Raw genomic sequence first — 12,021 nt, 5'->3', positions numbered from 1 at the left:
TCAAGTTATCAACAACAAGAAACTGAACGATAAATACGGGTATAAAGACCTTCATTTCCGCCGGTAATATAGCTATCTCCGGCTTGTTGAATAATGGTCTGATAACGGGCATTGGTGAAAGCTTCTTTATAGGCCTCTTTATTTCCATTGAAAGCCGAGATAAACATAACGCCTGGTTGGCCGCTGATCAGTGAGTGATATGCGCCGAAGCTGGTGATTTTATCTTTGTTATCACGAACGACATTGAAAATAGTTTCTTCACGCCAGTGACGATATTGACTGTAATTTTCTGCAGGAACCTCCACATGACGCAGTTGGACATACTCAGTGGCGGGAATATCGTCAACGGTGTCAATAGGCGCTTCAACGAACTTGACCAGCTCACGGCGAACGTCACCGGCAAGCACGGCAGAAAACGAATGGAATGCAGACTCCAACTCACTTTCCTGAGCGGCAATTTCCTCGATGGAGGAAAATGCGCGTAATTCGAGCAATTCGTTAATATTTTGCTCATCCGAGACAAAGTATTTTCCAGCATGGCTATTCGCCAGCGATTTGAATTGTGACTTATCGGTATTGTCTTTCAGTGGGAAGCGAGTAATGAGTACGTATTTTGCCGACATAAATAAACCTCTGTAGATGTGTGTGTTCAGAGGCTTCACAATAACAAGTCCATAACATTAGAGAATTGTTAGTTTTGTAATATAACTTTTGTATCAATAATGTTATGGAAATATAACAACCGTTCAGGTAATCTGATACAAAAAATAGAATACCGCTGTACCCGACGTGTTGATTCTGGATTTTATTTGCTATCGCCCACCTTTCGCCAATCAGCGTCAGGTCGAATGACGTCGGAGCCCGTAATTGACGATTTTCAATGAAAAACTACCCACAATTAAGCAGTTGCAGTGCTTTCTCGCCGTCGCACACGAGCTGAATTTTCGCCGGGCAGCCGAAAGAATGCGAATGACGCAACCGCCGTTGACCCGGCAAATCCAGTGCCTCGAGGACGTGATTGGTTGCCCGCTGTTTACCCGCGATACCCATCAGGTGCATTTAACTGAGGCGGGAATCAAACTGGAGGAGCAAGCCAAACAACTCATTAATCAGCTTTCTCATTTGGTTCAACGACTCAATGTCGAGAGCGACACGGTGAAAATCGGCGTCACGCGTACGCTGGATTTCAGTCTGATCCCCACCATCAATGCCCATTTGGAAAAGCTCATCGATGCCGATGAGATCTCCGCTCATCAACTGACGTCAAAACAGTTACTGCAGATCTTGGCTCGGGGGAATCTGGATATCGCGCTTGTCGGCGAGAAAGCGCCTAACGGCGAAGAAGCCTTTGAATTTCGTTGGTTGTATCGAGAACCGCTCATGTTGGCGCTGCCTTCGTCTCATCCCGCCAGCATTCAAGATACCGTATCGCTGCGCGACGTTGTCGATCTGCCGCTCTACTGGTTCTCCCGCAGTGCAAACCCGGGTTTTTATGATAAGTGCGAAAATGTCCTTCAATCACTGCCTTTTGTACTGAAGCGCAAAGCGGAACCCGACGATTCACTGATCATGCTGGCCAGCATCGCCCGGGGAAAAGGCATGGCACTGATGCCACAATCGATGTGCGTATCCACCCGGGCGGGCTTGTGCTATCGCCACCTGGATGCACAAATGAATGAAAGATTGCATATCGACGTTTATCTGGTGATGCAAAAAAACGAAAAACGGGTCAACGTATTGAACGCAGCCCGACAATTATTGGCCTCATCGCCAGAGCGCTGAGGCTGCAAAAACAAAAAAGCCCCTTGCGGGGCTTTTTTGTTGGCTGTAAACGGCCGGATATCAGAACGGAATATCGTCGTCGAAATCCATTGGCGGTTCGTTGCTGGTCGCCGGTGCGCTGTTCTGCGCCGGACGAGACTGCTGCTGGCCGCCGCTGAACTGGTTGCCGCCCTGTGGCTGCTGAGGCTGGCCCCAACCGCCCTGGCCGCCGGCAGACTGACCGGCCGGTGCGCCGCCGCCCTGGCGGCCGCCCAACATCTGCATGGTGCCGCCGACGTTAACCACGATCTCGGTGGTGTAACGATCCTGGCCGCTCTGATCCTGCCATTTACGCGTCTGCAGGGAGCCTTCGATGTAAACCTGAGAGCCTTTGCGCAGGTATTCGCCCGCCACTTCGGCCAGTTTGCCGAACAGCACGACGCGGTGCCACTCGGTCTTCTCTTTCTGTTCGCCGGTCGCTTTGTCACGCCAGCTTTCGGAGGTCGCCAGGGTAATGTTGGCCACTGCGCCGCCGTTCGGCATGTAACGGACTTCTGGATCCTGACCCAGATTCCCGACCAGAATTACTTTGTTTACGCCTCTGCTGGCCATGAGCACTTCTCCCGATGATTGATTTCTACACAGTATAAACGCGTCAGTTTACCACGCTGAGTACGAAACCACACCCGTGTTGATAAGTGCGAATTGCATTCCAGAATTGTCTTTTCGATCGGCCTTGTTGCATTCGCATACTGGATATTCATTCAGGTTTTTTTGTGTCATAATTATGCGTTTCGACCAGGCTGTGCCGGTTTTTTGCGAGATCCATCACAAAATCCCCCGCAAAAATCGCGACAGGCGCGGTGTATCATCAAGACGGGAAGTGTAAATGGACAATATCGAAGTTCGTGGTGCTCGAACCCATAATCTGAAAAACATCAACCTGATTATCCCGCGTGACAAACTGATCGTCGTCACCGGCCTGTCCGGTTCCGGCAAGTCATCGCTGGCTTTCGATACGCTGTATGCCGAAGGGCAGCGGCGCTATGTCGAATCGCTCTCCGCCTATGCGCGCCAATTCCTGTCGTTGATGGAAAAGCCGGACGTCGATCATATCGAAGGCCTGTCGCCGGCGATCTCCATCGAACAGAAATCCACCTCGCACAACCCGCGCTCCACGGTCGGCACCATCACCGAGATCCACGACTACCTGCGCCTGCTGTTCGCCCGCGTCGGTGAGCCGCGCTGCCCGGATCACCATGTACCGCTGGCGGCGCAAACCGTCAGCCAGATGGTCGACAATGTGCTGAGCCAGCCGGAAGGCAAACGCCTGATGCTGCTGGCGCCGGTGGTGAAAGACCGTAAGGGCGAGCACACCAAAACGCTGGAAAACCTGGCCGCCCAGGGCTATATCCGCGCTCGCATCGACGGTGAAGTGTGCGATCTGTCCGATCCACCGAAGCTGGAGCTGCAGAAGAAACACACTATCGAAGTGGTGGTCGACCGTTTCAAGGTGCGCGACGACATGGCGCAGCGCCTGGCCGAATCGTTCGAAACCGCGCTGGAGCTGTCCGGCGGCACCGCGGTAGTGGCGGATATGGACGACGAAAAAGCGGACGAGCTGCTGTTCTCCGCCAACTTTGCCTGCCCGATCTGCGGCTACAGCATGCGCGAGCTGGAACCGCGCCTGTTCTCCTTCAACAACCCGGCCGGCGCCTGCCCGACCTGCGACGGCCTGGGCGTGCAGCAGTTCTTCGATCCGGATCGCGTGGTGCAGAACCCCGAGCTGTCGCTGGCCGGCGGCGCGATCCGCGGCTGGGATCGCCGCAACTTCTACTACTTCCAGATGCTGCGCTCGCTGGCGGAGCACTATGAGTTCGACGTGGAAGCGCCGTTCAACACCCTGAGCGCCAACGTGCAGAAGGCGGTGCTGAGCGGTTCCGGCAAAGAGTCGATCGAATTCAAATACATCAACGATCGCGGTGACACCACCGTGCGCCGCCATCCGTTCGAAGGCGTGCTGCACAACATGGAGCGCCGCTATAAAGAGACCGAGTCCAGTGCGGTGCGCGAAGAGCTGGCGAAGTTCATCAGCAACCGACCGTGCGCCTCATGCCACGGCACCCGCCTGCGCGAAGAAGCCCGCAACGTGTTCGTCGAAGACACTACGCTGCCGGAGATCTCCGATCTGAGCATCGGCCACGCGATGACCTTCTTCCAGAACATGAAGCTCAGCGGCCAGCGCGCCAAGATCGCCGAAAAAGTGCTGAAAGAGATCGGCGATCGCCTGAAATTCCTGGTGAACGTCGGCCTGAACTACCTGTCGCTGTCCCGTTCGGCGGAAACGCTCTCCGGCGGCGAAGCGCAGCGTATCCGCCTCGCTAGCCAGATCGGCGCCGGCCTGGTGGGCGTGATGTACGTGCTGGATGAGCCGTCGATCGGCCTGCACCAACGCGACAACGAGCGCCTGCTGGAAACGCTGATCCACCTGCGCAACCTCGGCAACACGGTGATCGTGGTGGAGCATGACGAAGACGCCATCCGCGCCGCCGACCATGTGATCGACATCGGCCCCGGCGCCGGCGTGCACGGCGGCCAGGTGGTGGCGGAAGGCACCGTCGACGACATCATGGCGCAGCCGGAGTCGCTGACCGGCCAGTTCCTCAGCGGTAAACGCGAGATCGCCATTCCGGCGCAGCGCGTGCAGGCCGATCCGACCAAGGTGCTGAAGCTGAGCGGCGCGCGCGGCAACAACCTGAAAGACGTGACGCTGACGCTGCCGGTCGGTCTGTTTACCTGCATCACCGGCGTGTCCGGCTCCGGCAAATCGACGCTGATCAACGATACGCTGTTCCCGATCGCCCAGCGCCAGCTCAACGGCGCCACCATCGCCGAACCGGCGCCGTTCCGCGAAGTGACCGGCCTGGAGCATTTCGACAAGGTGATCGACATCGATCAGAGCCCGATCGGCCGCACGCCGCGCTCCAACCCGGCCACCTACACCGGTATCTTCACTCCGGTGCGCGAGCTGTTCGCCGGCGTGCCGGAATCACGCAGCCGCGGTTACACGCCGGGCCGTTTCAGCTTCAACGTCAAGGGCGGGCGCTGTGAAGCCTGCCAGGGCGACGGGGTGATCAAGGTCGAGATGCACTTCCTGCCGGACATCTACGTGCCGTGCGACCAGTGCAAGGGCAAACGCTATAACCGCGAAACGCTGGAAGTGAAGTACAAAGGCAAGAGCATCCACGAAGTGCTGGAGATGACCATCGAAGAAGCGCGTGATTTCTTCGACGCGGTGCCGGCGCTGGCGCGCAAGCTGCAGACCCTGATGGATGTCGGCCTGTCCTACATCCGCCTCGGCCAGTCGGCCACCACGCTCTCCGGCGGTGAGGCGCAGCGCGTGAAGCTGGCGCGCGAGCTGTCGAAACGCGGCACCGGCCAGACGCTGTATATCCTCGACGAACCGACCACCGGTCTGCACTTCGCCGATATCCAACAGCTGTTGGCGGTGCTGCATCAGCTGCGCGATCAGGGCAACACCATCGTGGTCATCGAGCATAACCTGGACGTGATCAAAACCGCCGACTGGATCGTCGATCTGGGGCCGGAAGGCGGCAGCGGCGGCGGCGAGATCCTGGTCGCCGGCACGCCGGAAACGGTCGCCGATTGTGAAAAATCGCACACCGCGCGCTTCCTGAAACCGCTGCTGGCAAAATAACGGCGGGTTATTCTCTCAACGAGGCGGAATCGTCCGCCTCATTTTTTTAATATTCCGCACTTTTCGCCGAGAAACACCTATCGCTTTAGTGATTGGCATAATATGCCGATTTTTTGCTTCTTCTGAATCATGCCTTTAAAAACAGGCAGTTTCTTCACCTCGAAAAATAAAATCCCTCCTGAATGCCGCCTGTTTGCCTTTTGTTTATTCCCCATGCGCTTCACTATTCCGATGAAATAACGCCGCGCCTGTGCACCGCGCGCATATTAATCAATATAAACATAGCGTTTATAAATAGCCTTCAATAAATGAATGGGCCTATTGGCTCGTACTTTCAATGGGATGATATAAAAGGTGTTTAACGTGGATAATAAATTGGGAACCTCTGCCGCCGCGCTGTTATTGTTTTTCCCCCTCGCCGGTCAGGCGCAAGACGGCGAAGCGTCTTTGACGCTCGCCGGCGGTCTCGCCGTCGCCCCCGCCTATGAAGGCTCTTCTTTTTACAGTATTGAACCTCTGTATCAGGTGAATGCCGGCTATCAAAACGCCAACTGGGGAGAGTTCAGCGCGGGCAGCGAAGGGGCGCGCTGGCAATTTCCGCTGGCCGGGCCCATCGGCATCGCGCTGTTGCTTAACTATGACGCCGGTCGTGACGAAGAAATCAGAACCTTGCGCGGCCGCAACACCCGGCTCAAAGGCATGGGAAAACTGGGTGGCGCACTGGAGGCCGGCGCCGAGCTAAGCTACCAATTCGATCCCTTCCGCGCCTATGTCAAAGGGATGCAGGCGACGCGCAAACGCAGCTACGGCGGGGAAGAACTGGGCCACACCGCCTATGTGGAAACCGGGCTCACCGGGCAATATCCGCTCAGCGAACAGCTGACGTTGATCGGCAACCTCTCCACCACCTGGGCCAACAGCGGCTATCAACGCGGCTATTTCGGCGTAACGTCGCAGCAGGCTCAACGCAGCGCCTTTAGCGCTTATCGGCCGGGCAGCGGATTTAAGGACGCCACGCTCACCGCCGCCCTCAATTATCAGTGGCGGCCGAACGTCGCTTTCCAGGCCGGGGTCGGCGTGACCCGTCTGCTGGGCGATGCGGCCGACAGCCCTATCGTCGAGAAAACCACCTCGGGCATGGCCTTCACCAGCGCCAGTTACAGCTTCTGAGGTTGTTGCCCAGGGTCTGTGCAGGCAGGGAAAACGTCGCGGTTAAAAAATGAACTATAGTTTAGCTGATTGTTAGGTAAACGGATGGATAATTAAGCATTGATTATTTACCTGACAATGTCAGGCGTGACTCCCTCTTATTAAGGATATTTTATGTGTCAACATCATGCGACAGAGAGCCGCAATTTCACCGCATTTCGGCATCGATGGGAAATGCCCATGATCTGGCTGTCGGCGATAATTACGTTGCTCGGTTTTTTATTTGGTATCGCCGCCGTCGTGGTAAATACGGATGGCACTGCACTTGGATTGGGAGACGACGCCAAGGAAACATTGGATACCCTCAGCCTGCTTGCGTTATTACCGCTGATCCCGATCGCTTTCTATATTTATCGTTTCTATCTCGCCGCACAGGCGAAATCCAACGCCTTGCGCATCGGGCCGGCGCAATTTCCGGAATTATTTGCGCTGTATCAGGATATCGGCCGGCGGCTGGAACTCAAGACGCTGCCCAAGCTTTATCTGACCAACGGCAACGGCGTGGTCAACGCCTTCGCGCTGGAGTGCAATCGCCGCCAGCGCTACGTGGTGATCCATTCTGAAATCGCCATGCTGATGCCTACCGCGCCGGAGATCGTGGAGTTCGTGCTGGCGCATGAGCTGGCCCACCACAAACTGCGCCATGTGTCGCTGTGGCGTCTGGCGATCGGCGTCGTGCCGCAGTCGCTGCTGCTGCCCGGCCTGGCGACGACTCGCGCACAGGAGTATTCCGCCGATCGCGTGGCGCTCGCGGTGTGCCCGAACTACGCCAACACGGTGCGGTTGCTGGCCGTCGGCCCCTGGATGCAACATGGCGTGAACCCGCAGGCCTGGCTGGAACAGTGTGAAGACGAGAATAAAGAGCTGTTTGTCCGCATCAGCAATCTGCTGTCTGACCATGCGGTGATGGTTAAACGCTTCAAGGCGCTCAAAGACATTGAGATGCACGGCTTCGAGCGCCACGGCAGCATGTTTTAACCTACTCCGGCGCGCCTACAGCGTTTTCAGCACGCGCGCCGGATTACCGCCCACCACGCAGTTGGCCGGCACGTCTTTGGTGACCACGGCGCCGGACGCCACGACCGCATTATCGCCGATGGTTACGCCCGGATTGATCACCGCACGCCCGCCGATCCACACGTTGTCGCCAATCTTGACCGGCTTGCCGAACTCCGCCCCGCCGACGCGAGTCTCGGCATCCAGCGGATGAGTGGCGGTGTAGATATGCACGCCCGGCGCCAGCAGGCAGTTGTCGCCGATATGCACCTCGCATACGTCGAGGATCACGCAGTCGAAGTTGGCGTAGAAATTCTTGCCGAGATAGATGTTATAGCCGTAGTCGCAACGGAACGTCGGCTCGATGGTGCCGCCCTGATAGCGGCCCAGCAGCTCATCCAGCCACTGCTTGCGCAGCTCGCCCTCTTCCGGCGACGAATGGTTGTAGCGATGCGTCAGTTGGCGTGCGCGCCGGCGTTCGCTGCGCAGCAGTTCATCGCCGGCGTCGTACAGCTCTCCGGCGATCATCTTGCGCTTTTCTTCGCTGATGGCCATATCGGCCTCCTTAATCCGCGTTGCTTGAAGGCTCAAGCGTAGTCGCTTTAGCCAGGCGATAAAAAGGGAACGTTCCCAAATCAGGACCGCGATCACGCTTTAAGACGAAAGAACGGGAAAAAACGGGCGGCGCCGCCGCCCGGCAATCAGGCGCGCAGTTCCTGGCGCACGTGTTCGGGCAGGCCTTCCACCACCAGCTGATAAGAGCTGTCGATCAGCGTGTAAAACTGCGAGTTCGGCAGGTTGCCGTCGAGGAACACCGTATTCCAGTGCGCCTTGTTCAGACCGTCGCAGGCGACGATCTCCGGATGGTGTTCGCGCAGGCTTTCCGCCAGCTCCGGGCTGGACTTGACCGCCAGCGCCGGCCGCCCTTCCACCTCGCACACCATGGCGAACATCACGTCGCCCACCTTGATCTGGCTGGCCTGCCACTGGTTTTGGTCGCTTTGTTCCGCGCCCGGCTTCGCCATGCAGTACTCCAGCAATGCGCTGTTATTCATTGGGTTACTCCCCCTGTAATGTGGCCACAATACGGCGTGCTCCGCCGTGGATGCGGTGCTCCCCCAGCCAGATGCCCTGCCATGTGCCCAGCATCAGCCGCCCGTGCCTGACGGGCAGTGTCAAGGAAGCGCCCAGCAGCGAGGATTTGATGTGCGCCGGCATGTCGTCCGGCCCTTCGTAGTCATGCTGATAGGGTGCGTTTTCCGGCACCTGACGCAGGAAATGCTGCTCCATATCGGCTCGCACCGTGGGATCGCAGTTCTCGTTGAGCGTCAGCGAGGCCGAGGTATGCTGCAGCAACAGATGCAGCAGGCCGGTTTGCAGGCGGTGTAAGTGGGTTAACTGGTTGGCGATCTCGTCGGTAACCAGATGAAAGCCACGCGCTTTTGCGCTGAGGATTAGCGTTTGCTGATGCCACATGAGTGAGCGCCCCTCAATCAGTATATTCTCTCTCCGGTTTGCGGCAACTTCGGCGGCGCGCCGGCAATAAAAAAGGAGCGATATCGCTATCGCTCCTCGATCAACGTCCGTTCAGACTAACAGGCGTTACTGCACCGCGGCAAACGCCTCGGCCACCTGACGCACGTTGTTGTGGTTCAAACCGGCCACGCACATGCGCCCGCTGTGGATCAGGTAGACGCCAAACTCTTCACGCAGACGATCGACCTGCGCCGCGCTGAAGCCGGTGTAACTGAACATGCCGCGCTGCGCCAGCAGGTAATCGAAGTTGCGCTGCGGCAGCGCGCTCTTCAGGGTGTCCACCAGCGCATGACGCATCTCGAGAATGCGGGTGCGCATGCTCTCCACTTCGTCCAGCCATTGGGTTTTCAGCTGGGCGTCGTTCAACACTTTGGCCACCAGCTGCGCGCCGAAGTTCGGCGGGCTCGAGTAGTTGCGGCGCACGGTGGCCTTCAGCTGGCCCAGCACGCGCCCGGCCGCTTCTTCGCTTTCGCACACCACCGACAGGCCGCCGACGCGCTCGCCGTACAGCGAGAAGATCTTCGAGAACGAGTTGCTCACCAGGCACGGTAAACCGGCCGCCGCGATGGCGCGAATGGCGTAAGCATCCTGCTCCATGCCGCCGCCGAAGCCCTGATAGGCGATGTCGAGGAACGGAATGATTTCACGTTCGGCGATCACCTTGACCACTTCATCCCACTGGGCGGGGGTCAGGTCGGAACCGGTCGGGTTGTGGCAGCATGGGTGCAGCAGCGCGATGCTGTGCTTCGGCAGCTGTTTCAGCGCGGCGAGCATGGCGTCGAACTTCACGCCCAGGCTTTCGCTGTCGAAATACGGATAGGTATTCACTTTGAAACCGGCGCCGCTGAAGATGGCGACGTGGTTTTCCCAGGTAGGATCGCTGACCCACACCTGCGAATCCGGGAAGTAGCTTTTCAGGAAATCGGCACCCACTTTCAGCGCGCCGGAACCGCCGACGGTCTGAATGGTGGCGATGCGCCCCTGCTGCAGCATCGGGTGCTGCGCGCCGAACAGCAGTTGCTGAATGGCGGAACGGTAAGACTGCAGCCCTTCCATCGGCAGGTATACCGAGGCGCCATGTTCGACGCTGTTCAACTGCGCTTGCGCCGCGGCGACCGCCCGCATCTGCGGGATGATGCCCTGCGCATCGTAGTACAGGCCGATGCTCAGGTTCACCTTGTGCGCGCGCGGGTCTTGTTTGAATTTTTCCATCAGCGACAGAATGGGATCGCCGGCATAGGCGTCAACGTTCTGGAACACGGGTTTTTTCTCCTGGTTTATTGTGGTTTTGGGCACAGCGTTACGTTCCTAATATAGACGGAAAACCGCGTTCGGTTTTAGCTTTATCTCGCCACCGGCAATAAACCGTTTTCCTTGATGCGATTGAGCACCACCGCCGTTTTGATATGCGCCACGCTTTTGTGCGGCGACAGCGTCTGGCTGATGAATTCGCTCAGCGCCGGCAGGTCCGCCACCGCCACTTTCAGCAGGTAATCAGCGTCGCCGGTGGTCTTGTAAGCGTCAAGGATCGCGTCCACTTCCTCCAGCATCTGATGAAAGCTGTCGATCTGCTCCTGCGCGTGCGTGATCAGACTGACTTCGATCAGCCCCACCAGCCCCAGGCCGACCGCCTCCGGCGCCAGCCGCGCGTGGTAGCCGCGGATCAGCTGCGCCTGCTCCAGGCTGATGCGCCGCCGCGAACATTGGGAGGCGGAGAGCCCCACCAGCTCGCTCAGCTCCTGATTGGTCAGACGGCCGTTGGCCTGTAACAGCGTCAGGATTTTCATATCAAAATCGTCAATGTTGTACATAGCCACCTGTAAACTGTGTTAATAAATGTTGACGTTACAGCCTACCAGTTTTTTTACCGTTGCCGACGTCACACCCTGGCGCTTAAATCGCGTACAGCAGCAACGCCCGGCGTTTTCGCCGGTAAGCGGCATAAAAAACGGCTAACTCATGCAGGCAAACGACAATTAACGGCGAAGTAACGCATAAAACCACGAATGTATAAAAAGGACGCCAGATGAAAAAGCTACTCCCCCTCGCGCTGCTGCTCGCCGCCGGCAGCGCCGGCGCGCAATCCCACCTGGACAAAGTGCTGCAGCAAAAGACCCTGGAGGTCTGCACCACCGGCGACTACAAGCCCTATACCTTCCTCAAGGAAGACGGCGGCTATGAAGGCATCGACATCGACATGGCGGAATCGCTGGCCAAGAGCCTGGGCGCCAAAGTGAAGTGGGTGAAAACCAGCTGGAAAACCCTGACGCCGGACTTCGCCTCCGGCAAGTGCGATATCGCCATGGGCGGCATCTCCGTCACGCTGGAGCGGCAAAAACAGGTGTTCTTCGCCGACAAACTGGATACCGACGGCAAAATCCCGCTGGTGCGCTGCACCGACGTGAAGAAATACCGCACTCTCGAACAGATCAACAAACCGTCGGTGCGCCTGCTGGAGCCGGCGGGCGGCACCAACGAAGCCTTCGTTCACGCCTATCTGCCAAAAGCCAAGCTGACGCTGACGCACGATAACATGAGCATTTTCCAGCAGCTGGTGGATCGCAAGGCGGACGTAATGATCACCGACGCCTCCGAGGCGCTGTATCAGCAGAAGCGTTATCCGAAGCTGTGCGCAGTGAATCCGACCAAGCCGATGCAGTACGGCGAGAAGGCTTACATGCTGCCGCGCGACGATTTGAGCTGGAAACTGTATGTGGATCAGTGGCTGCACCTGGCCAAGGCGACCGGCGAGTATCAGAAGATTATCGACAAATGGTTGGCGGTAAAGAAGTAACGCGTTG

12 protein-coding genes are annotated in these 12,021 nt (G+C 57.6%); 5 read left to right on the top strand and 7 right to left on the bottom strand.

The annotated features are described in order from the left end of the window. Positions 1 to 8: 8 nt before the first annotated feature. On the bottom strand, positions 9 to 623 hold the full coding sequence (locus tag GKN89_RS14690; protein WP_019453204.1) for a hypothetical protein: 615 nt from the start codon (positions 621 to 623) through the stop codon (positions 9 to 11). A 244-nt stretch (positions 624 to 867) separates the two neighbouring features. On the opposite strand from GKN89_RS14690, the gene GKN89_RS14685 reads away from it, so the two are divergent. Then, positions 868 to 1,782: a LysR family transcriptional regulator gene (locus tag GKN89_RS14685; RefSeq protein ID WP_025921000.1), complete on the top strand. Its 915-nt coding sequence runs from the start codon at positions 868 to 870 to the stop codon at positions 1,780 to 1,782. 60 nt (positions 1,783 to 1,842) lie between these two features. On the opposite strand, the gene ssb1 is transcribed toward GKN89_RS14685, so the two are convergent. Then, positions 1,843 to 2,373 (bottom strand): single-stranded DNA-binding protein SSB1, encoded by a 531-nt coding sequence (gene ssb1 / locus GKN89_RS14680; protein ID WP_004936793.1) that lies wholly within the window; start codon positions 2,371 to 2,373, stop codon positions 1,843 to 1,845. Between the two features lie 277 nt (positions 2,374 to 2,650). Here ssb1 and uvrA point away from each other — a divergent pair, with 277 nt between their 5' ends. From uvrA to GKN89_RS14665, 3 genes are all read left to right on the top strand, one after another. Next, positions 2,651 to 5,479, top strand: coding sequence for an excinuclease ABC subunit UvrA (uvrA, locus tag GKN89_RS14675; protein ID WP_019453206.1), 2,829 nt, complete (start codon positions 2,651 to 2,653; stop codon positions 5,477 to 5,479). Between the two features lie 363 nt (positions 5,480 to 5,842). Next, positions 5,843 to 6,649 (top strand): MipA/OmpV family protein, encoded by an 807-nt coding sequence (locus tag GKN89_RS14670; RefSeq protein WP_074055131.1) that lies wholly within the window; start codon positions 5,843 to 5,845, stop codon positions 6,647 to 6,649. 219 nt (positions 6,650 to 6,868) lie between these two features. Beyond that, positions 6,869 to 7,666, top strand: a complete 798-nt coding sequence (locus GKN89_RS14665; protein WP_157783364.1) for a M48 family metallopeptidase — start codon at positions 6,869 to 6,871, stop codon at positions 7,664 to 7,666. A 15-nt stretch (positions 7,667 to 7,681) separates the two neighbouring features. On the opposite strand, the gene maa is transcribed toward GKN89_RS14665, so the two are convergent. From maa to GKN89_RS14640, 5 genes are all read right to left on the bottom strand, one after another. Continuing rightward, positions 7,682 to 8,239 carry a maltose O-acetyltransferase gene (maa, locus tag GKN89_RS14660; protein ID WP_063918673.1) on the bottom strand — a complete coding sequence of 186 codons (558 nt, stop codon included), beginning with the start codon at positions 8,237 to 8,239 and terminating at the stop codon, positions 7,682 to 7,684. Positions 8,240 to 8,385: 146 nt separating this feature from the next. Further along, a complete protein-coding gene (locus GKN89_RS14655; RefSeq protein ID WP_019453210.1) occupies positions 8,386 to 8,739 on the bottom strand; it encodes an MmcQ/YjbR family DNA-binding protein in 354 nt (117 codons plus the stop codon). A 4-nt stretch (positions 8,740 to 8,743) separates the two neighbouring features. Further along, entirely contained in the window at positions 8,744 to 9,160 is a 417-nt protein-coding gene (locus tag GKN89_RS14650; RefSeq protein ID WP_063918672.1) for a secondary thiamine-phosphate synthase enzyme YjbQ, read from the bottom strand. Positions 9,161 to 9,286: 126 nt separating this feature from the next. Continuing rightward, positions 9,287 to 10,480, bottom strand: a complete 1,194-nt coding sequence (locus tag GKN89_RS14645) for an amino acid aminotransferase (protein ID WP_041922290.1) — start codon at positions 10,478 to 10,480, stop codon at positions 9,287 to 9,289. Between the two features lie 83 nt (positions 10,481 to 10,563). Next, positions 10,564 to 11,031 carry an Lrp/AsnC family transcriptional regulator gene (locus GKN89_RS14640; protein ID WP_004936775.1) on the bottom strand — a complete coding sequence of 156 codons (468 nt, stop codon included), beginning with the start codon at positions 11,029 to 11,031 and terminating at the stop codon, positions 10,564 to 10,566. 215 nt (positions 11,032 to 11,246) lie between these two features. On the opposite strand from GKN89_RS14640, the gene GKN89_RS14635 reads away from it, so the two are divergent. Next, positions 11,247 to 12,014, top strand: a complete 768-nt coding sequence (locus GKN89_RS14635) for a transporter substrate-binding domain-containing protein (protein ID WP_154747264.1) — start codon at positions 11,247 to 11,249, stop codon at positions 12,012 to 12,014. The last annotated feature ends 7 nt before the right edge of the window (positions 12,015 to 12,021 follow it).

It is taken from the genome of Serratia sp. YC16 (assembly GCF_009707615.1).
In the GTDB taxonomy this organism is placed as follows: Bacteria; Pseudomonadota; Gammaproteobacteria; order Enterobacterales; family Enterobacteriaceae; genus Serratia; species Serratia surfactantfaciens.
This window is presented reverse-complemented; position numbering and strand designations above follow the sequence as displayed.

Excerpts from the sequence above, each read along its gene's own strand:
- maa (WP_063918673.1), bottom strand. The coding sequence starts at position 8,239 with ATGGCCATCAGCGAAGAAAAGCGCAAGATGATCGCCGGAGAGCTGTAC.
- GKN89_RS14655 (WP_019453210.1), bottom strand. The coding sequence starts at position 8,739 with ATGAATAACAGCGCATTGCTGGAGTACTGCATGGCGAAGCCGGGCGCG.
- GKN89_RS14635 (WP_154747264.1), top strand. The coding sequence starts at position 11,247 with ATGAAAAAGCTACTCCCCCTCGCGCTGCTGCTCGCCGCCGGCAGCGCC.
- GKN89_RS14665 (WP_157783364.1), top strand. The coding sequence starts at position 6,869 with ATGATCTGGCTGTCGGCGATAATTACGTTGCTCGGTTTTTTATTTGGT.
- GKN89_RS14640 (WP_004936775.1), bottom strand. The coding sequence starts at position 11,031 with ATGTACAACATTGACGATTTTGATATGAAAATCCTGACGCTGTTACAG.
- ssb1 (WP_004936793.1), bottom strand. The coding sequence starts at position 2,373 with ATGGCCAGCAGAGGCGTAAACAAAGTAATTCTGGTCGGGAATCTGGGT.
- GKN89_RS14650 (WP_063918672.1), bottom strand. The coding sequence starts at position 9,160 with ATGTGGCATCAGCAAACGCTAATCCTCAGCGCAAAAGCGCGTGGCTTT.
- GKN89_RS14690 (WP_019453204.1), bottom strand. The coding sequence starts at position 623 with ATGTCGGCAAAATACGTACTCATTACTCGCTTCCCACTGAAAGACAAT.
- uvrA (WP_019453206.1), top strand. The coding sequence starts at position 2,651 with ATGGACAATATCGAAGTTCGTGGTGCTCGAACCCATAATCTGAAAAAC.